The sequence below is a fragment of the uncultured Serinicoccus sp. genome (assembly GCF_947500995.1).
In the GTDB taxonomy this organism is placed as follows: Bacteria; Actinomycetota; Actinomycetes; order Actinomycetales; family Dermatophilaceae; genus Ornithinicoccus.
The window spans coordinates 26,759-46,942 of the sequence record NZ_CANMUA010000013.1; the positions used below are offsets into that span (position 1 = coordinate 26,759).

Sequence of the window (20,184 nt, forward strand, 5' to 3'; positions counted from 1 at the left end):
TGCGGGCTAGCGCGGGAAGGTCGTGGCCCCGGCACCCCGCAGGTCGTGGACCGCGACCCCGCCGTCCGCGCCGAAGTCGCCGATGTGCTGCAGGTACATCCCGCGGCCGCGGTCGTTGAGCAGCCCGTCGTGGATCGGGACGACGCCCTGGGCGGGGGCGATCCGCCGCACGAAGGCGATGGCCTCGGCGACCTTGCCCCACGGCGCGCTCACCGGCACGCCGAGCAGGTCGACGGGCCCGGGATCGCCGTCCAGCGCGTCTCCGGGGTGGTAGAGCACCGGCTCCCCCTCGGCCCGGACCACGACGCCGGTGTTGCCGATCCGAGGCACGTAGGGGTGGATGACGGCGTGCCTGTCCCCGACCCCGGTCAGCGTCACCCGGCCCGGCGAGTCGGCTGGGCCGAGCTCCACGGACTCGCCGGCCGAGAGCGTCCCGACGCGGTCGGCATACGCGGACTCGGCGACCGACTGCGCGGTCTGTGCCTCCATGAGCACCCGGGCCTGCGGGTTCGCGGCCAGGAGGGGCGCGGTGCGCTCGGGGTCCAGGTGGTCGGGGTGCTGGTGGGTCACGACGACGGCGGTGAGCCCGGTGACGTCCTCCACGGAGGAGAACACCCCGGGGTCGAGCAGGATGCGCTGGTCGGCGACCTCGACGAGGAGGCAGGCGTGTCCGAGGTGGGTGATCTGCATACCGTCACCCTAGGGGTGGGCACGTAGCCTTGCTCCTCGTGGAGTTCCTCAACGGCACCGAGCCGGTGCACGACCTGACCTACAACGACGTCTTCATGGTCCCGTCCCGGTCGTCGGTGACCTCGCGGCTGGACGTCGACCTGTCGACCGCCGACGGCACGGGCACCACGCTGCCCCTCGTGGTCGCCAACATGACCGCGGTCGCGGGACGCCGCATGGCCGAGACCGTGGCCCGCCGGGGTGGCATCGCGGTGCTCCCGCAGGACATCCCGCTGCCGCAGGTGCGGGCGACGATCGGGGCCGTCAAGGACAGCCACCCGCTCTACGAGACGCCCATCACCATCGAGCCCGGCGCCCCCGTCGCCCAGCTGCTGTCGGTGATGTCCAAGCGGGCGCACCAGGCCGCGGTCGTCGTCGAGGACGGCTCCCCGGTCGGTATCGTGCTGGAGTCCGACACCGAGGGCGTCGACCGGTTCTCCTCGGTCCGGGACGTCATGCAGCCCCCGCGGGTCGTGCTCGAGGAGGGCGTCGAGCCGCGCGCGGCCTTCGACCTGCTGGAGGAGACGCGCGCGGGGATGGCCCCCGTGGTCGTCGACGGGCACCTGGCCGGCGTGCTGACCCGCACCGGGATCGTCCGGTCCGGGATCTACGCGCCCGCCCTGGACGCCGCCGGCCGGCTGCGGGTCGGGGCCGCCGTGGGCATCAACGGGGACGTCGCCGGGCGGGCGACCGAGCTGCTGGACGCCGGCGCGGACGTGCTCGTCGTCGACACCGCCCACGGTCACCAGGACAAGATGATCGACGTCCTCCCGGCCGTGGTCCGGGCGCGCGACGACCACGAGGCCGCCACCGGCGTGCGGGTGGCCATCGCGGCGGGCAACGTCGTCTCCCGGACCGGCACCCTCGAGCTGGTCGAGGCGGGGGCCGACATCGTCAAGGTCGGGGTCGGGCCCGGGGCGATGTGCACGACCCGGATGATGACCGGCGTGGGCCGGCCGCAGTTCTCCGCGGTGCTCGAGTGCGCCGACGCGGCCCGCGAGGTCGGCGCCCACGTCTGGGCCGACGGCGGCGTCAAGTACCCCCGGGACGTCGCCCTCGCCCTCGCGGCCGGCGCCGGCTCGGTCATGGTGGGCTCGTGGTTCGCCGGGACGCTGGAGTCGCCCGGCGACCTCATCCGCGACGCCGACGGACGGCTCTACAAGGAGTCCTTCGGTATGGCGTCCGCGCGCGCGGTCCGCAACCGCACCCGGGAGATGTCGGCCTTCGACCGGGCCCGGGCCGCCCTCTTCGAGGAGGGCATCTCCTCGGGCCGCATGTTCGTCGACCCGGCCCGTCCCGGGGTGGAGGACCTCATCGACCAGATCGTCTCCGGGGTGCGCTCGGCCTTCACCTACGCCGGCGCGCGCACCATCGGGGAGTTCCACACCCGCGCCGTCGTGGGCCTGCAGGGCGCCGCCGGCTACGACGAGGGGCGCCCCCGGCACACCTCCTGGTGAGCCCGCGGGCCACCGCGGGCACCCGGACGTCGGCGGTCGCGCCGGGGCGCGGCATACCCCGTGACGGGGTCAGCTCAGGTGCTTGGCCTGCCAGGCGGCGCCGATGATGCCGGCGTCGTTCTTGAGCATGGCGGGCACGATGGGGGCCCGCGTGTGCAGGAGCGGGAGGTACTTGTCCGCCTTCTTCGACACGCCCCCGCCCACGATGATGAGGTCGGGCCACAGCAGGTCCTCGACGTGGGAGTAGTAGCGCTGCAGCCGCTCGGCCCACTCCTCCCAGGAGAGGTCCTCGTCCTCCCGGGCGCTGCTGGCGGCGCGGGTCTCGGCGTCGTGGCCGTCCAGCTCGAGGTGCCCCAGCTCGGTGTTGGGCAGCAGCTCGCCGTCCATGAAGAGCGCGGTGCCGATGCCGGTGCCCAGGGTGGTGAGCAGGACCACGCCGTCGTTGCCGCGCCCGGCGCCGTAGTGCATCTCCGCGACCCCGGCCGCGTCGGCGTCGTTCATGACGTGCACCCGGCGGCCCACCGCCTTGCTGAAGAGGTGGTCGGCGTCGGTGCCGATCCAGGACGGGTCGATGTTGGCGGCCGTCCGGACGGTGCCGTGGTGGACCACGGCGGGCACGGTGATGCCGAGGGGGGCATGCTTGTCGAGATCTCCGGCGAACTTCTCGACGATCTCGGCGACCACCTCCGCCACAGCATCCGGCGTCGACTCCTCCGGGGTGGGGATGCGCTGACGGTCGGTGGCGAACTCACCGACCTCGAGGTCGACCGGTGCTCCCTTGATCCCGCTGCCCCCGATGTCGATCCCGAGGACGTCGTGCTTCTTGCCCATGCTTCCTCCCACGTGGTGACGGACCACCGAGTATGCCGTGCCTCGGGTCGGCACGGTCCGTGGACCGGCGCCGCGGTCAGGGGAGGGTGAGGATCTCGGCGCCGTCGTCGGTGATCAGCAGGGTGTGCTCGAACTGCGCCGAGGGCCGGCCGTCCGCGGTGAGGATCGTCCAGCCGTCCTCCCACTCGGTCCACTCGGGGGTGCCGAGGTTGAGCATCGGCTCGATGGTGAAGGTCATGCCGGGCTCGATGAGGGTGTCGTAGTCCGGGGCCGCGTCGTAGTGGGGGATGACCAGCCCGGAGTGGAAGGCCTCGCCGACACCGTGGCCGGTGTAGTCCCGGACCACGCCGTAGCCGAACCGGCTCGCGTAGCTCTCGATGACCCGGCCGATGACGTTGATCTCGCGCCCCGGCCGCGCCGCGCGAATCGCGCGCGCCAACGCCTCCTGCGTCCGCTCGACCAGCAGGCGGGTCTCCTCGGCGACCTCCCCGCACAGGAACGTCGCGTTGTTGTCGCCGTGCACCCCGCCGATGTATGCCGTGATGTCGATGTTGCAGATGTCGCCCTCGCGCAGCTCCCGGTCGTCGGGGATGCCGTGGCAGATGACCTCGTTGACCGAGGTGCACAGCGACTTCGGGAACCCGCGGTAGCCCAGGGTCGAGGGGTAGGCGCCGTGGTCGAGCAGGAACTCGTGGCCGGCCCGGTCGATGGCGTCCGTCGTCATCCCGGGACGCACCATCTCCCCGCACAGCGCCAGCGCCTGCGCGGCCAGCCGCCCGGCGTGCCGCATCGCCTCGATCCTCTCGGCGTCCTTGACCTCCGAGCCGCGGAACGGCGCAGGTGCCGGCCGGTCGACGTACTCCGGGCGGTCGATCGAGGCGGGCACCGGCAGGCGGGGGCTGACACGTCCGGGGGCGATCGGGGCGAGGGTGGGCATAGGGTCCATCGTAGGTGCCGTGCCTCCCGCCGGAGGCATGCCGTCGAGAGCACGTGGAGGCGAGCGATGCAGTACTGGTACAACACCAAGAGCGGCCAGGTGGAGTCCGAGGTGGACGACGAGCGGGCCCGCAGCGCCGACCTGCTCGGCCCCTACGCCAGCGAGGGCGAGGCCGCGCGCGCGCTCGAGATCGCCCGGGAGAAGACCGAGCGCTGGGACGAGGAGGAGCGCGAGGACGACAACTGGGACAACAACCCGTTCAACGACCAGGGCTGACCCGGGCGGCCGCAGCCGGCGTCGGGGGAGAGGGCGGGCTCAGCGGTGCAGCTGCGGCAGCACCTCGCGGCCGAACACCTCGAGCCACTCCTGCTGGTTGCGCCCGACGTTGTGCAGGTAGACCCGGTCGAAGCCGAGGTCGAGCAGGCTCTGGATGTGCTGACGGTGCACGTCCGGGTCGGAGGAGATGACCATCCGGCCCTCGAAGTCCTCCGGTCGCACGAGCTGGGCCATCGCGGCGAAGTCGTGCGGTGAGCGGATGTCGGCCTTGCCGAACTTCATCCCCCCGTTGGGCCACTCGCGCACCGCGTTGTCCAGCGCCTCCTCGTCGGTCGGGGCCCACGACAGGTGCAGCTGCAGGACCTTGGGCATGGTGTCGGGGTCCTTGCCCACCTCCCGGGCCCCGTCGGCGAACTTCCCCAGCAGCATCTCGATCTTCTCCGGCGGGGCGCCGACGGTGATGATGCCGTCCGCGTGCCGGCCGGTCTTCCTCGCGTTGACCGGGCCCGCGGTCGCGACGAGGATCGGCGGCGCCTCGTCCGGCATGGTCCACAGCCGGGTGGTCTCCATCCGGAAGAACTCGCCGGCGAACTTCGTGTCCTTGCCTTCCAGGGACGCCCGGAAGAGCTGCGTGATGAGGTCGACGGCCTCGAACATCCGGCGCGAGCGCTCGCCGGCCTCCGGCCAGTAGCCGCCGAGCACGTGCTCGTTGAGCGCCTCGCCCGCGCCCACCCCGAGCCAGGTGCGCCCGGCATACATCGCCTCCAGGGTGGCGGCGGCCTGCGCGACGACGGCCGGGTGCCAGCGGAAGCTGGGGCAGACCACGCCGGGGCCGAGGTCGCCGGTGGTGCGCTCACCGACCGCGGTGAGGACGTTCCAGACGAAGGCGGACTGCCCCTGCGAGGGCACCCACGGCGCGAAGTGGTCGGCGGCCATGCACCCGGAGAAGCCGTGCTCCTCGGCCGCGGCGGTGAGCGCCACCGCCTCGGAGGGGTGGAACTGCTCCAGCATCGCGGCATACCCGACCGTGAGTTCGCTCATGCTGCTCAGCGTATGCCTCGTCCCCGGCGCCCGCAGCGCCCCGGTAGCGTGCCCCGGGTGGACGAGGTGCTGGTCGAGCGGGTGCTGCGCGCGGTCGAGCAGGTGCCGCCCGGACGGGTGGTGAGCTACGGCGACCTCGCCGCGCTCGTGGGCATCGGCCCCCGCCAGGTCGGCTCCATCCTGCGGCACTGGGGCGACAACGTCACCTGGTGGCGGGTGACCAGCCACGCGGGCGACTTCCACGCCGACCTGCTCGCCCGGGCGCGGCCGCACTGGGACGAGGAGGGGATCCGGGTCAAGCCCAACGGTCTGGGGTGCCGCATCACGGACTACCGGGCCGACCTGAGCGCCCTCGCCCGGGACTACGCCCGGGCCACGGCGGACCTCGCCGATGGGGCAGGATGAGGTCATGAACCGCCAGCAGGAGTATGTCCTCCGCACCATCGAGGAGAGGGACATCCGGTTCGTCCGGCTCTGGTTCACCGACCTCATGGGCACCCTGAAGTCGGTGGCCGTCGCCCCGGCCGAGCTGGAGCAGGCCTTCACCGAGGGCATCGGCATCGACGGCAGCGTCATCGAGGGCTTCACCCGGGTCTACGAGGCCGACATGATCGTCCAGCCCGACGCCGACACCTTCCAGGTGCTGCCCTGGCGCGACCGTACGGCCCGGATGTTCTGCGACATCAACATGCCCGACGGCACGCCGGCGGCGACCGACTCGCGCAACATCCTCCGGCGGACCCTGGACCGGGCCGGCGAGCAGGGGTTCACCTTCTACACCCACCCCGAGATCGAGTTCTACCTCTTCAAGGAGCCCTACGACCGCACCCTCGGCCCGGTCCCGGTGGACCAGGCGGGCTACTTCGACCACGTCGCCCGCGGCGACGGGCACGACTTCCGGCGCGGGGCGATCGAGATGCTCGAGCAGATGGGCATCTCCGTGGAGTTCAGCCACCACGAGGGCGGACCCGGCCAGCAGGAGATCGACCTGCGCTACGCCGACGCCCTGTCGATGGCGGACAACATCATGACCTTCCGCACGGTGGTGCGGGAGGTGGCGCTGCACGAGAAGGCGTTCGCGACCTTCATGCCCAAGCCGCTCGCCCAGCACCCCGGGTCGGGCATGCACACCCACGTCTCCCTCTTCGAGGGCGACAGCAACGCGTTCTACGAGCCGGGCGCCGACTACGAGCTCTCCCAGACCGGTCGCCGCTTCATGGCGGGGGTCCTGGCGCACAGCCGGGAGATCTGCGCCGTGACCAACCAGTGGGTCAACTCCTACAAGCGCCTGTGGGGCGGCGGGGAGGCCCCTGCCCACGTCTGCTGGGGGCACAACAACCGCTCCGCCCTGGCCCGCGTCCCGATGTACTCCGTCGGTCGCGGTCACTCCCGACGGGTCGAGGTGCGCTCGATCGACGCGGCCTGCAACCCCTACCTCACCTACGCCCTCGTGCTGGCCTCCGGCCTGCGGGGGATCAAGGAGGGCTACGACCTGCCGCCGGAGGCCGAGGACGACGTCTGGGTGCTCACCGACGCCGAGCGGCGGGCCATGGGCATCGACCCGCTGCCGCAGAGCCTCGGCGAGGCGGTCGCGGTGATGGAGGGCTCGGAGCTGGCGGCCGAGGTGCTCGGCGAGCAGGTCTTCGACTTCTACCTGCGCAACAAGTGGCAGGAGTGGGGCGACTACCGCTCCCAGGTCACGCAGTTCGAGCTGGACCGCTACCTGCTCCACCTGTGACCGGAGGGTATGCCGTGCCACCACCGGACAGCACCCGGCCGGACGCCGCCGTCGACGGGCGACCCCGCAGCGGGAACCGTCCCGGCGGCACGCAGCTCGGGGCCGGTCGGCTCGCCCGCGGTGGCTTCCAGGACAGCGGGCGGGCCGGCCGGCTGCTGGAGGAGGTGCTCGGCCGGCTCGGCGATGCCGGCGACGAGCCGGAGATGGACGTCGCGGGGCTGCTCGCGGACCTGGGGGCGAGCGCCGACCCGGACGCCGCCCTGCTGCTGCTGGTGCGCCTGCTCGACCCGCGGTCGACCGGGGCGGACGGACGGCGCTGCGACGAGGTCACGCTGCCCGTCGTGCGGGCCGGCGGGGAGCCGCGCCGCCGGCTGCTGTCCCTGCTGGGCGGCTCGGTCGCGCTGGGCGAGACCCTCCTGCGGCACCCCGAGCACGTGAGCGACGTCGCGGAGGGGCTCTCCCCGGAGCCGTGGAGCATCGTCGAGGCGGTGCGCGGGCAGCAGGGACGCGCCGGGATGGACGCCCTGCGGGTCGCCTACCGGTGCCAGCTGCTGCGGGTCGCGACCGCCGACCTCACCTCGCCGGAGCCGGTCACCCTCCTGCCGGCGGTCGGCGGGGCCCTCGCCGACCTCGCGTCGGCCGCGCTGGAGGGCGCGCTGCTGCTGGCCAGGGCCGAGGTCGAGGACGAGCAGACCTGCGCCCTGACCGTCGTCGCCATGGGCAAGACCGGGGGCCGCGAGCTCAACTACATCTCCGATGTCGACGTCATCTTCCTGGCCGCCCCACGGTCCGGCGCCCAGGAGTCCGCGGCGCTCGCGGTCGGGGGTCGGCTGGCCACGGCGGTGATGCGCATCTGCGGGGAGTCCACGTCCGAGGGCGCCCTCTGGCAGGTGGACGCCGCGCTGCGGCCTGAGGGCAAGAACGGTCCGCTCGTGCGCTCCCTGGACTCGCACCGCGAGTACTACCAGCGGTGGGCCAAGACCTGGGAGTTCCAGGCGCTGCTCAAGGCCCGGGTCGTCGCCGGCGACGGGGACCTCGGCCGACGCTGGCTCGAGCTCGTCGAGCCCATGGTGTGGGAGGCGGCGGGCCGGGGGAACTTCGTCGACGAGGTGCAGTCGATGCGCCGCCGGGTCGAGCAGCACGTCCGCCGCGACGAGGTCGACCGGCAGATCAAGCTGGGACCGGGTGGGTTGCGCGACATCGAGTTCAGCGTGCAGCTCCTGCAGCTCGTGCACGGCCGGGCCGACCCCGCCCTCCGCTCCCGGACCACGCTGGAGGCGCTGGCCGCCCTGCGCGACGGGGGCTACGTGGGGCGGGAGGACGCCCAGGCGCTGGACGAGGCATACCGGCTGCTGCGGTGCCTGGAGCACCGCGTGCAGCTGCACCGGATGAAGCGCACCCATCTCATGCCGACGGGGGAGGCCGACCTGCGGCGTCTCGGGCGCTCCCTGGGGGAGCGCGGGGACGCCGACCGGGCGGTCCTGCAGCGCTGGAAGGGGGTACGCCGCGAGGTCCGGCGTCTCCACGAGCGGCTGTTCTACCGTCCGCTGCTGTCGGCGGTGGCGCGGCTGTCGTCCGACGAGGCGCGGCTCTCGCCCGAGGCGGCCCGCGCGCGGCTGGCCGCGCTCGGCTTCCGCGACCCGGCCGGCGCGATGCGCCACCTGGAGGCGCTGACCGAGGGCGTGAGCCGCCGGGCCACGATCCAGCGACACCTGCTCCCGGTCATGCTGTCCTGGTTCGCCGACGGGGCCGACCCCGACGCCGGGCTGCTGGCCTTCCGCCGGATCAGCGACGCGCTCGGCACCACCCACTGGTACCTCGGGATGCTGCGCGACGAGGGCAGCGCCGCCCAGCGGCTGGCCCGGGTGCTCTCCTCCAGCCGGTATGCCGTGGACCTGCTCATCCGGAGCCCGGAGACGGTGGCCCTGCTCGGGGACGAGGCGGAGCTGGTGGCGCCCGACAAGGACGCCCTGGTGGCCCGGATGACCGCCGCCGCGACCCGGCAGGAGAGCGCCGGGGAGGCCTTCGCCTCCGTCCGCTCGGTGCGGGCCAGGGAGCTGGTGCGGATCGTGCTGGGCGACCTGGCGGCCGGCTGGGAGGGGCCGCTGGTGCGCCAGGCCCTCAGCGACCTCACCGACGCCTACCTCGAGGGGGCGCTCGGGGTGGCGACCCGCCGGGTGCTGGCCCGCCGGGGGGAGGAGGCCGCCGCGGCGCTGCTCCTCGTCGGGATGGGGCGCCTCGGTGGCCGTGAGGTCGGCTACGCCAGCGACGCGGACGTCATGTTCGTCTACGAGCCGCTCCCGGAGGCATCGGCGGAGCTGGCGGCGGAGCAGGCGGTCGAGATCGTCACCGAGCTGCGCAAGGGTCTCACCGGTCCCGGCCCCGACCCGGTCCTCGAGCTGGACGCCGGCCTGCGCCCCGAGGGCAAGGCCGGACCGCTCGTGCGCAGCCTGGAGGGGTACCGCAGCTACTACGAGCGCTGGTCGGCCGGCTGGGAGTCCCAGGCCCTGCTGCGGGCGCGCCCCGTGGCCGGGGATGCCGGTCTCGGGGAGGCCTTCGCCGAGATGGTCCGTCCCCTGCGGTGGCCGGACGGAGGGATCGACGACGCCGCGGTCCGGGAGATCCGCAAGCTCAAGGCCCGCATGGAGGCCGAGCGGCTGCCCCGCGGCGCGGACCCCCGGACCCACCTCAAGCTGGGCATGGGCGGGCTGTCGGACGTGGAGTGGGTGGCCCAGCTGCTGCAGCTGCAGCACGCCCACGACCATCCCGGCCTCCGGACGACCAGCACCATCGAGGCGCTCCGTGCGGCGGGCGAGGCGGGGCTGCTCTCGGACCAGGACCAGGTGCCGTTGGTCCAGGCCTGGTGCGTCGCCTCCCAGCTGCGCGACGCCGGCATCGTGTGGCGGGGACGTCCGGTCGACAGCGTGCCCAGCCACCTGCGCGACGCGGAGGGCATGTCCCGGGTCATGCGGCGGGGCCCGGGCAGCGGCGCGTCCCTGGCCCAGGACTGGAGGCGGACCGCCCGGCACGCCCGCGAGGTGGTGGAGCGCCTGCTCTACGGCAACAGGCCACCGCGGCCGGGCGCCGAGGGGGAGTCCCCGGGGCGTGCCGTCGGCTCGCCCACCCGGACCCGGCCGGACGCGCCGTCCCGGGACCGGCGCACCGACGGCTTCGGCCGCCCTCGCGTGGCCTCGCCGCCGCGCGACGCCGGCCACTTCCCCCCGCCCCGCCGCGACCCGTTCGGGCGGTCCCCCCGCGGTCGCCGTGGCGAGGACGGACCCGGCCCCGCCGGTCCGTAGGATGTGCCGGGTGAGCCGACCCGACGATGTGACGACGTCCGGACGCTCCCAGGGGCTCGTCCTCGCGTCCGGCCCGCGGCACGAGGTCGATGCCTGGGTGGGCGCCAGCATCGTCCCGGTCACCGTGGTCCCGCTGCAGGGCTGGGTGGCCGTGGTCACCCGCGGCCCCTCCCGTGCCGGGCCGCCCTACGAGGACGGTGGGCTGCTCAGCGCCTGCCGGGCGCTGTCCGCCAAGGCCGCACCGGGACTCGGGTTCTTCGAGGTGGACGGGCGCGCCCTGGTGACGCTGCACCAGCCGGGGCGGCGCCGTCGGGTCCGCTGGGTGGTGTGGGAGCCGGAGAAGGGCCTGTTGCGACCGCCGGGCCTGGACCTCGCCGGACCTGCGGAGATCGTCGGTCTGGCGGGCGCCGCCCCGGCCGTGCGGGACGAGCTCGTGGACCTGCTGCACGAGACCCGGGTGCGCCCGGCCCGCATGCTGCAGGCCGTCATGGCCACCCTCGGTCTGCCCGGCACCCGCCTGGTGGAGGACCCCGCCCACGCGGACGCGCTCCCGGGTGCGGTCCGCAGCGAGCCCGACCCTCAGCAGGTCGGGTGGTTCCAGGACGCCGTCCGCGACTCCGTCCGCCTGCGCCGAGAGCTGGGCGTGCTGTCGTGACCCGTGGCCTGACCCTCCTCCCGGCGGTGGACGTGGCGGCCGGTCGGGCGGCCCAGGTCCCCGGTGACGCCGGGGCTCGTCCGTCGGAGGTGGCCCTGTCCCTCGTGCGCGAGGGTGCTCGGCTCCTCCACCTCGTCGACCTGGACCACGCCTTCGGCCGAGGTGGCGACCCCGAGCTCATGGCGGGTCTGGTCGAGGAGCTGCCCGTCCCGGTGCAGCTCTCCGGCGGCATCGCCGGGCCGGAGGACCTGTCCTGGGCGGAGAGCACCCGCGCCGTCCGCGTGGTCCTCGCCAGCTCGGCCCTGGCCGACCCCGCCCTCGTCGAGGAGGCGGCGCGCCGGCTGGGGGAGCGCCTGGTCGTCGCGATCGACGTGCGCGACGGCGACGTCGTCGCCCGGGGGACGACGGTGCGGCTGGGCCCGGTCTCCGAGGTCGTCGCCAGGCACGCGGTCCTGCGCGAGGGCAGGGTGCGCGTGCTGGTGGCCGACGCGTCCCGCGACGGCCGGAGGACGGGGGCCGACGTGGCGCTCTTCAGCTCGGTCGCCCGGCTCGTGGGCTCGGCGGTGACCGCCTCCGGAGGGGTCGCCGGCCTGGCCGACCTGCGGGCGCTGCGCGACTGCCCGGACGTGGACGAGGTGGTGCTGGGAGCAGCGCTGCACGAGGGTGCGTTCACCCTGCACGAGGCCCTGGAGGCCTGCCGGTGACCGGCCGCTTCTCCCAGCACCGGCCGCAGGACGGCGCCGACACCGGCGGCGTGCCGTGGGCCGGCCGCACCCTGACCGGTACCGGCTTCGACGGCGACACCGGGGAGGCGGACGCGGTCCTGGCGGGGCTGCTCGGCGGCGGCGACGCCGAGGCGACCGACGTGGTGGCCGCCGTCGCCCGGGCGCGGCTGGTCGTGCCGATCGTCGCGGTGGCCGCCGAGGTCGACGACAGCTCGGGCACCCCCGTCGACGCGCGCAGCGACATGGCCTCGGTCACCCTGGTCGCGCCGGACGGTCAGCGCGCGCTGCCGGCCTTCACCAGCACGCGGGCGCTCACCGCCTGGGACCCCCGCGCCCGTCCGGTGCCGGTGACGGCGCAGCGAGCCGCCCGGGCCGCGCTGCAGGAGGGCTGCGAGGTGGTACCGCTGGACCTCCCAGCCCGACCGGGCCCGGCCGCCTGGACGCTCACCGGGAGCATGGTGCGCGCGCTCGCGACCGGGCGGTCCTGGGCTCCGGCGCACCGCGACGAGCACGTCGCGCGCGCCGTGGCGGCAGCGGTGGCGCAGGAGGACGCCGTGCGGGGGCACGACCTCGGCGGGGAGGGGGGCGAGCTGGTCGTGACGCTCGCCCTGCGGCCGGGGCTCACCGGACCCGAGCTGGAGGGCGTCGTGGCACGGCTCGGCCGGGGGATCGGGCTGGAGCCCGAGGTGCGCGAGCGCATCGACGCGGTCGCGTTCCGCCTGCGCACCGCCTGAGCAGAGGCCGGCCGACGCACCACCTCGAAGGAGCCCGGCACACGGGAGCGCCCCACCGGCCGCGGTGCGGCGGTGGGGCGCTCCGGTCGATCTGCGGCGTCGGCGCGCCGCCGTCTCAGCGGTGGCTGCCGACCAGATCCTCCCGGGCCTCGCCCAGGGACTCGACCTGCGGCGTGCCGCCGTCGCTCTCCCTGACCTCGGCCTCGGTGGCGATCTGCTCGATGCGCTCACCCACGCCCTGGTGGATGTTCCGCCAGTACTCGTAGACGCGCTCCCGGATCATCGGGTCGCACGCGCCCATCATGCCGCCGACCGTCTGGGCCAGGCGCTCGCGCTGGGCGTCGTCGTAGACCTCGCCCACCAGCAGGGCGGCCTGCCCGGTGTCGCTGTCGTCCTCGCGCAGGTCGTAGGCCTGGCGGACCAGCTCGCCGTCGGCCTCCCAGCCGTTCTCCACGGGGCCGGTCCGGTCCGACCACGGGCGACCGTAGGAGTTGGTGACGTAGGTGGGCTGGCTCCCCGAGTGCAGGTAGGCCATCGGTCCGTCGAACTGGTAGGTGTTGACCTGGACCTTGGGCTGGTTCACCGGCAGGTGGGTGAAGTTGGCACCGATGCGGTGCCGCTGGGCGTCCGGGTAGGAGAACACGCGCGCCAGCAGCATCTTGTCGGGGGAGACGCCGGTGCCGACCACCTGGTTGGACGGCGAGAAGGCGACCTGCTCGATCTGGGCGAACCAGTTCTCCGGGTTGCGGTTCAGCGTCATCCTGCCCACCTTGACGAGCGGGTAGTCCGAGTGGGGCCACACCTTGGTCAGGTCGAACGGGTTGTAGCGGTAGGTCTTGGCCTCGTCGTACGGCATGACCTGCACCGACAGGGTCCAACTGGGGTGGTCGCCGCGGTCGATCGCCTCGAAGAGGTCGCGCCGGTGGTAGTCGGCGTCGGAGCCGGCGAGCCGGTCCGCCTCCTCGTTGCTGATGTTGTGGACACCCTGGTCGCTGTGCCAGTGGTACTTCACCCAGAAGCGCTCCCCCTGCTCGTTGACCCACATGTAGGTGTGCGAGGAGTAGCCGTTCATCTCGCGCCACGTCCTCGGCAGCCCACGGTCGCCCATGAGGTAGCTCACCTGGTGCGAGGACTCGGGGTTGGCGGTCCAGAAGTCCCACTGCATGTTGGGGTCGCGCAGCCCGCTGTCCGGGGTGCGGCGCTGGGACCGGATGAAGTTCGGGAACTTCAGCGGGTCCCGCACGAAGAAGATGGGGGTGTTGTTGCCGACGATGTCCAGGTTGCCCTCGTCGGTGTAGAGCCGCACCGAGAAGCCGCGCACGTCCCGCCAGGTGTCGGGCGACCCCTGCTCACCGGCGACGGTGGAGAAGCGGGTGATGACCTCGCTGGAGGCCCCCTGCTGGAAGATGCCGGCCTTGGTGTAGGCCGAGACGTCCTCGGTGGTCTCGAACGTGCCGAAGGCGCCGGAGCCCTTGGCGTGGGGCAGGCGCTCCGGGACCTTCTCCCGGTCGAAGTGCGCCAGCGCCTCGACGAGGCTGACGTCGTGCAGCATGAGCGGGCCGTTCGGCCCGACCGAGAGGCTGTTGCGGTCGGAGTCGTGGGGCGCGCCGTTCGACGTGGTTCCTCCGGTGGGCTCGGGGCCCTGGCCGGAGTGCTCGGCGTTCACGTATCCGGGGTAGGTCATACCTGCTCCTTGGGATGGGTGGATGGGACATCGGTGGTCTGGTGGGTCGCGCGGTCGCGACACGCGGGGCACAGGCCCCAGTAGATGACCTCGGCCTCGTCGACCGCGAACCCCGCGGCGCTCGCGCCGGCCGTGTCGACGCAGGGAGCCGACCCGACCACGCAGGGCACGTCCACGAGCACCTCGCAGTCGCGGCAGACGACGTGGTGGTGGTTGTCCCCGAGGTCCAGCTCGTAGCGCGCCACCGCGTGCGCCGGCTGGATCCGGCGCACCAACCGCGCGGAGGCGAGGACGCGCAGCACGTCGTACACGCCCTGGACGGACACGCCCCGGTGCTGGGCCCGGGTGAGCCGCACCACGTCCGTCGCCTCGAGATGGGGGTGACGGTGGAGGGTGTCGAGGACGGCCAGGCGAGAAGGTGTGACCCGCAGACCGACGCCCCGCAGGGTGTCGGCGAAGGCGGGTGACGGGGTCATACCCCCACCCGATCACGAAAACTTGAACGACTCAAGTTGGGGTGGCGCCCGGCGCCCCTGGTCAGCGAGGGGCAAAGGTTCGGTATGAAGATCGTCAAGTTCGTTGCGCCCTGTGAAACCGCCTCCATAGTGTCGACGACGAGCCGGGGCGTCCGTCCTCGGCAGACCATGGGTGGATCCGGGGATGGTGGTAGGCCGCGTCGCGGCCCTGTCGGGACTGCTGGACGACGGTGGCAGACCTGCCGCGTCGACGAACGTACCGTTGAAGAAAGTAGGGCAGTTGATGCACTCATCATCCCCACGGCGCTGGTGGGCCACCCTGGCCACCGGCGCCTTGCTCGTCCCGGGCGCCGCCACGCTGCCGGCGTCCGCGACGTCGGTGGCCGCCGGTCCCGACGAGAAGATCGAGGCGGCGGTGGACGCCGCGCTGGAGAGCCAGGGGCGCTCGGACGTCTGGGTCCGCTTCGGCGACCGGCCCGACCTGCAGCAGTTCGCCTCGATCACCGACTGGGACAAGCGGGGCCAGGCGGTCGCTGATGCGTTGCAGGCATCCGCGACGCAGAGCCAGGCCGACCTGCGCCAGGATCTGGACGACGCGGGGGTGGAGTACCGCAGCTTCTGGGCGACCAACTCGATCCGCGTCGACGCCGCCGACCTCGACCTGGTGACGTCGATGGCGTCCGAGCAGGGCGTCGAGGGCATCTACGCCCCGATGGAGATCGAGCTGCCGCCCCTCAAGGTGGAGGAGCCGCAGATGGCGCCGGCCGCCGTCGAGTGGGGGGTCGACGACGTCAACGCTCCCGAGGTGTGGAACGACCTCGGCATCCGCGGAGAGGGCGTCGTCGTCGCCACGATCGACTCGGGTGCGCAGTACGACCACCCGGCGCTGGTGAACTCTTACCGGGGCAACAACGGCGACGGCACCTTCGACCACGACTACAACTGGTTCGACGCCGCCGGCACCTCGCCCGACGCCCCGGCGGACGGCGACGGGCACGGCACCCACGTGACCGGCACCATGGTCGGCGACGACGGTGGCGACAACCAGGTGGGCGTCGCCCCCGGCGCCACGTGGATCGCCGCCAACGGCTGCTGCCCCAGCGACGCGGCGCTCATCGCCTCCGGCGAGTGGATGCTCGAGCCCACCGACCTCGAGGGCGAGAACCCGGACGTCTCGAAGCGCCCGCACATCATCAACAACAGCTGGGGCACCACCGCCCCCTCGAACGCCCCCTTCATGGAGGACATCATCGAGGCGTGGGCGGCCAGCGGCCAGTTCGGCGTCTTCGCCAACGGCAACTCCGGCCCCTCCTGCGAGAGCTCCGGCTCACCGGGCAGCCGCATCGTGGCCTACAGCGTCGGCAACTACAACATCAACCACACCATCTCCGGGACCTCCGGTCGCGGCGCGGGCCAGGACGGGGAGATCAAGCCCAACATCTCGGCCCCCGGCAGCGCGGTGCGCTCCTCCGTCCCCGGCAACGGGTATGCCGTGTACAGCGGCACCTCGATGGCCAGCCCGCACGTCGCGGGCGCGGTGGCGCTGGCGTGGTCCGGCGCACCGGCCCTGATCGGTGATGTCGAGGGCACGCGCAACCTGCTCAACGGCACGGCGATCGACACCGAGGACCTGCAGTGCGGCGGCACCGCCGAGGACAACAACGTCTTCGGCGAGGGCCGGCTGGACGCCCTCGAGCTGGTGACCTCCTCGCCCATCGGGGACGCCGGCACGCTGGAGGGCACCGTCACGGACGCCAGCAGCGGCGACCCGCTCGCCGACGCCTCCGTCGTCATCGAGGGCGGCACCGAGCGCGAGCTGCTCACCGGTGAGGCGGGCGAGTACTCGGCGACCCTGTCCTCGGGCGACTACGACCTCACGATGAGCACGTTCGGGTATGCCACCGAGACCGCGAGCGCCACCGTCGAGCCGGGTGGGACGACCACCGTCGACGCGGCGCTCGAGCCGGTCCCGAGCGGGACCGTGACGGGCACCGTCACCGACGGCTCCGGCTACGGCTTCCCGCTCTACGCGCGGGTGAGCGCCGAGGGGACCCCCGCGGCGGCCTACACCGACCCCGAGACCGGTGAGTTCTCGCTGGACCTGCCCGAGGGCGAGACCTTCGAGCTCACGGTGCAGGTGCAGTACCCCGGATACCTCTCCACGACGGTCGAGGCCTCCGCCGGAGGCGAGGGACTCGACGTCTCCGTCCCGGTCGACGCCGCGACGTGCACCGCCCCCGGGTACGCCTACGACGTCGACGGCGTGACCGAGAGCTTCGACGGGGCATCCGCGCCCGAGGGCTGGGAGGTCGTCGACGAGGCAGGGACAGGTGAGGTCTGGCGGTTCGACGACCCGGGTGAGCGCGGCAACCTCACCGGTGGTGAGGGCGGCTTCGCGGTCGTCGACTCCGACTTCTACGGGTCGGGCGGCAGCCAGGACACCTACCTCGTCAGCCCGTCCGTCGACATGAGCGACCTGTCCGAGCCCGTCGTCGGCTTCCAGCAGGACTTCTACGCCCTGGGCGCGGACCTGGCCGACGTCGAGCTCAGCACCGACGGTGGCGAGACCTGGACGACCGTCCTGAGCCAGGACAACTCCGTCCGCGGGCCCATGGAGCAGGTCGTGCAGCTGCCCGACGCGGCAGGCGAGTCCGACGTCAAGGTGGCCTTCCACTACCACCAGGCCTCCTACGCCTGGTGGTGGCAGGTCGACGACGTCTTCCTGGGCAACCGGGCCTGCTCGCCCACCGGCGAGGGCGGCTACGTGGTCGGCAACGTCTACGGCGAGGAGGACGGCGAGGGTGTCGTCGGCGCGACCGTCACCAACGTGGACGCGCCGGAGGAGTCCGGCACCACGATGGCGACCCCGTCGGACGACAACCTGGACGACGGCTTCTACTGGCTGTTCTCGGCCTCCCCGGGGACGCACCCCTTCGAGGCATCGGCCCGCGGCTTCGCCTCCACCACGCAGGACGTCACCGTCGCCGCGTCCGACGCGGTGCGCGCGGACTTCGTCCTCGGCTCCGGCTTCGTCGTCGTGGACGAGAGCGAGATCGAGGTCTACCAGCCGCTCGGGTCCACGCGGAACCACCGTTTCTGGGTGAACAACACCGGGTCCGGCGCCGCCGAGGTGACCATGACCGAGCAGGCCGGCGGGTTCGAGATCCTGCGCGTCGACGGCTCCACCGAGCGCATGGGTGCGGCCTACGAGGGAGACGAGGGTGAGGTCGTCACGCTCGACGTGGAGACCTCGCTGGCCGCCGGGGCCACCGGAAGGTTCGGCAGCACCGGTGCGGCCGACCCCGTCCGCGTGGCCGCCGACCCGTGGACCCCGCTGGGCAACTACCCGCGGGTGGCCATGGACAACCGCGTGGTGAACCTCGACGGCGACTGGTACACGCTGGGCGGCACGACCGGCTCGGCGGCCTTCGCCGACGTCAACCGCTACGACCCCGCCGCGATGGAGTGGGTCGAGTCGGCAGCGCTGCCCGAGCCGGCCTCGGCGATCACCGCCGGTGCGGTCGACGGCCGGATCGTGGTCACGGGTGGCTGGGTGGACGGCGGCGTGTCGAGCGCCACCCACACCTACGACCCCGGTTCCGACTCCTGGTCGTCGGCGGCGCCGGCCCCGGAGGCCCGGTCGGCCGCCGGGACCGCGGTCCTGGACGGGATGCTCTACTCGGTGGGTGGCTGCACGACGGCCGACTGCACCCCGATGAGCGACACGGTGATGGCCTACGACGCGGCCGACGACAGCTGGCAGCAGCTCGCCGACTACCCGGTCGCGGCCGCGTTCGTCGTCTGCGGCGGGGTCGACGGTCAGGTGCTGTGCTCGGGTGGCAACCCGGGCTCCGGCGGCATCGCCGACACCTACGCCTACGACCCGGGCAGCGACAGCTGGACCGAGCTGCCCGACGCGCCGGCCGACCACTGGGCCGCTCAGGTCTCCGCCGCCAACGGCCAGCTGGTCGTCAACGGTGGGGTCCAGGGTGGCGCCGTCACCAACGCGAGCTTCGCGCTCGACGGTGCGTCCGGTGAGTGGTCGGAGATCCCGGCCAGCAGCGCCGCGGTGTACCGCGGTGGCATGGCCTGCGGCATCGCCAAGGTCGGTGGCTCCACCGGCGGCTTCACCCCGATCGACGTGGCCGAGCAGCTGCCCGGCTACGACGACTGCGGGTCGAGCGCCGCGGACGTCGACTGGCTGACCGTGGACCCGATGGAGTTCACCCTCGAGCCGGGTGAGCGGGTGCGGGTCACCGTCACCACCGACGCCACCGTCGCCCAGCCGGGGGACTACACCGCCGGTATCGGTATCCGGACCAGCACCCCGCAGGACCTCGAGCCGATCGACGTGACGATGCATGTCACGCCGCCGCGCAACTGGGGCAAGATGCAGGGCACGGTCGAGGGCATCGAGTGCGACACCTCACGGGTCGGCCTCGGAGGCGCCGTCGTGGACCTCACCCCCAACAAGGGTGACGACCCCGGCTACAGCCTCATCACCGAGGACGACGGGTCCTACGCCTCCTGGGTGATCACGGGTCGGTACCAGACCATCGTCGCCAAGGACGGGTACCGTCCGACGGTCGACGACGTGCGGGTACCGCGGGGCCGGATCGTGACGGAGGACTTCGCCCTCCGCAAGATCGGGTGCTGACGGGAGGCTGACCGTCAGGTCAGCAGCCCTCCTACCAGGCGGCCCGTCCCGACAGTGCTCGGGGCGGGCCGCCTCCGTCTGCTACCCTGGGGAGTGACCAGTCGGGCGTTCGCGCGCCCGACGTGCAAGAGAGGCCCCCGCCTCCACCCGCGTCGACCGTCCAGGTCGCCGGGTCCCGGTCCCGCACGGTGTCCGCACCGGGCGGGTGAGACGTCCTCGCGATCCGTCGCGGGCAGCGTCTCCGTCGGCCTCTTGCGCACCCGGTGCCAGGAGGCCTTTCTGGTGCCCGGGGTCGTCACGACACGACGACGAAGGAGCAGGCACATCAGCGAGCCTCGCATCAACGACCGCATCCGGGTCCCGGAAGTGCGGTTGGTGGGCCCCAACGGGGAACAGGTCGGCATCGTGCGCGTCGAGGACGCGCTGCGGCTGGCGGCCGAGGCCGACCTCGACCTGGTCGAGGTCGCCCCGATGGCGCGCCCTCCGGTCGCCAAGCTCATGGACTACGGCAAGTACAAGTACGAAGCCGCCATGAAGGCCAGGGAAGCCCGCAAGAACCAGGTCAACACGGTCATCAAGGAGATCAAGCTCCGGCCGAAGATCGACGACCACGACTACGGCACCAAGAAGGGCCACGTCGTGCGCTTCCTCAAGGCGGGCGACAAGGTCAAGGTGACCATCATGTTCCGTGGCCGCGAGCAGTCCCGCCCCGAGCTGGGCTTCCGGCTGCTGCAGCGGCTGGCCGAGGACGTCGTCGAGCTGGGTCACGTCGAGAGCGCGCCCAAGCAGGACGGCCGCAACATGGTCATGGTGCTCGGTCCGACCGCCAAGAAGGCCCAGGTGCGGCAGGCCAAGCGTCGGGACGCCGAGCGCGCCCAGGGTGAGCAGCCCACCGGCCCGGCGGACGACGGGGCGGCCCTCGCCGGCGACGCCCAGTGAGCCTGC

At 73.1% G+C, this 20,184-nt stretch carries 16 protein-coding genes; 10 read left to right on the top strand and 6 right to left on the bottom strand.

The features are described from left to right. Nucleotides 1-6 precede the first annotated feature (6 nt). Nucleotides 7-690, bottom strand: a complete 684-nt coding sequence (locus Q0967_RS16790) for an MBL fold metallo-hydrolase (protein WP_298752768.1) — start codon at nt 688-690, stop codon at nt 7-9. Between the two features lie 38 nt (nt 691-728). Here Q0967_RS16790 and Q0967_RS16795 point away from each other — a divergent pair, with 38 nt between their 5' ends. Then, nucleotides 729-2,186, top strand: a complete 1,458-nt coding sequence (locus Q0967_RS16795) for a GuaB1 family IMP dehydrogenase-related protein (RefSeq protein ID WP_298752770.1) — start codon at nt 729-731, stop codon at nt 2,184-2,186. A gap of 69 nt (nt 2,187-2,255) precedes the next feature. Here Q0967_RS16795 and ppgK read toward each other — a convergent pair whose 3' ends face one another. Beyond that, nucleotides 2,256-3,017, bottom strand: a complete 762-nt coding sequence (gene ppgK, locus Q0967_RS16800) for a polyphosphate--glucose phosphotransferase (RefSeq protein WP_298752772.1) — start codon at nt 3,015-3,017, stop codon at nt 2,256-2,258. 76 nt (nt 3,018-3,093) lie between these two features. Further along, nucleotides 3,094-3,954 carry a type I methionyl aminopeptidase gene (gene map / locus Q0967_RS16805; protein ID WP_298752775.1) on the bottom strand — a complete coding sequence of 287 codons (861 nt, stop codon included), beginning with the start codon at nt 3,952-3,954 and terminating at the stop codon, nt 3,094-3,096. 66 nt (nt 3,955-4,020) lie between these two features. Here map and Q0967_RS16810 point away from each other — a divergent pair, with 66 nt between their 5' ends. Then, nucleotides 4,021-4,230 (top strand): methionine aminopeptidase, encoded by a 210-nt coding sequence (locus tag Q0967_RS16810; RefSeq protein WP_298752777.1) that lies wholly within the window; start codon nt 4,021-4,023, stop codon nt 4,228-4,230. 39 nt (nt 4,231-4,269) lie between these two features. Here the strand turns inward: Q0967_RS16810 and Q0967_RS16815 are convergent, their stop codons facing one another. Then, nucleotides 4,270-5,271: a TIGR03557 family F420-dependent LLM class oxidoreductase gene (locus Q0967_RS16815; RefSeq protein ID WP_298752779.1), complete on the bottom strand. Its 1,002-nt coding sequence runs from the start codon at nt 5,269-5,271 to the stop codon at nt 4,270-4,272. 57 nt (nt 5,272-5,328) lie between these two features. On the opposite strand from Q0967_RS16815, the gene Q0967_RS16820 reads away from it, so the two are divergent. From Q0967_RS16820 to Q0967_RS16845, 6 genes are read left to right on the top strand one after another with little or no spacing between them, the layout of a single operon-like run. Beyond that, entirely contained in the window at nt 5,329-5,676 is a 348-nt protein-coding gene (locus tag Q0967_RS16820; protein ID WP_298752781.1) for an MGMT family protein, read from the top strand. A 4-nt stretch (nt 5,677-5,680) separates the two neighbouring features. Continuing rightward, nucleotides 5,681-7,009: a glutamine synthetase family protein gene (locus Q0967_RS16825; RefSeq protein ID WP_298752783.1), complete on the top strand. Its 1,329-nt coding sequence runs from the start codon at nt 5,681-5,683 to the stop codon at nt 7,007-7,009. Between the two features lie 14 nt (nt 7,010-7,023). Next, nucleotides 7,024-10,308 (top strand): bifunctional [glutamine synthetase] adenylyltransferase/[glutamine synthetase]-adenylyl-L-tyrosine phosphorylase, encoded by a 3,285-nt coding sequence (locus Q0967_RS16830; protein ID WP_298752785.1) that lies wholly within the window; start codon nt 7,024-7,026, stop codon nt 10,306-10,308. A gap of 10 nt (nt 10,309-10,318) precedes the next feature. Beyond that, on the top strand, nt 10,319-10,963 hold the full coding sequence (locus Q0967_RS16835; protein ID WP_298752787.1) for a hypothetical protein: 645 nt from the start codon (nt 10,319-10,321) through the stop codon (nt 10,961-10,963). After that, nucleotides 10,960-11,667, top strand: a complete 708-nt coding sequence (locus Q0967_RS16840) for a HisA/HisF-related TIM barrel protein (protein ID WP_298752789.1) — start codon at nt 10,960-10,962, stop codon at nt 11,665-11,667. Before Q0967_RS16835 ends, Q0967_RS16840 begins: the two co-directional genes overlap by 4 nt. Continuing rightward, complete coding sequence (locus tag Q0967_RS16845) at nt 11,664-12,422, top strand: SseB family protein (protein ID WP_298752792.1); 759 nt, start codon at nt 11,664-11,666, stop codon at nt 12,420-12,422. The genes Q0967_RS16840 and Q0967_RS16845 overlap by 4 nt, the downstream gene beginning before the upstream one ends. Before the next feature lie 115 nt (nt 12,423-12,537). Here the strand turns inward: Q0967_RS16845 and Q0967_RS16850 are convergent, their stop codons facing one another. Then, nucleotides 12,538-14,106, bottom strand: coding sequence for a catalase (locus tag Q0967_RS16850; protein WP_298752793.1), 1,569 nt, complete (start codon nt 14,104-14,106; stop codon nt 12,538-12,540). Continuing rightward, on the bottom strand, nt 14,103-14,582 hold the full coding sequence (locus tag Q0967_RS16855) for a Fur family transcriptional regulator (RefSeq protein ID WP_298752795.1): 480 nt from the start codon (nt 14,580-14,582) through the stop codon (nt 14,103-14,105). Before Q0967_RS16855 ends, Q0967_RS16850 begins: the two co-directional genes overlap by 4 nt. 283 nt (nt 14,583-14,865) lie before the next feature. Here Q0967_RS16855 and Q0967_RS16860 point away from each other — a divergent pair, with 283 nt between their 5' ends. Together Q0967_RS16860 and infC are read left to right on the top strand one after the other, a co-directional pair. Further along, complete coding sequence (locus tag Q0967_RS16860) at nt 14,866-19,239, top strand: S8 family serine peptidase (protein ID WP_298752797.1); 4,374 nt, start codon at nt 14,866-14,868, stop codon at nt 19,237-19,239. 324 nt (nt 19,240-19,563) lie between these two features. Continuing rightward, nucleotides 19,564-20,178 carry a translation initiation factor IF-3 gene (gene infC, locus Q0967_RS16865; protein WP_298752818.1) on the top strand — a complete coding sequence of 205 codons (615 nt, stop codon included), beginning with the start codon at nt 19,564-19,566 and terminating at the stop codon, nt 20,176-20,178. Nucleotides 20,179-20,184 lie beyond the last annotated feature (6 nt).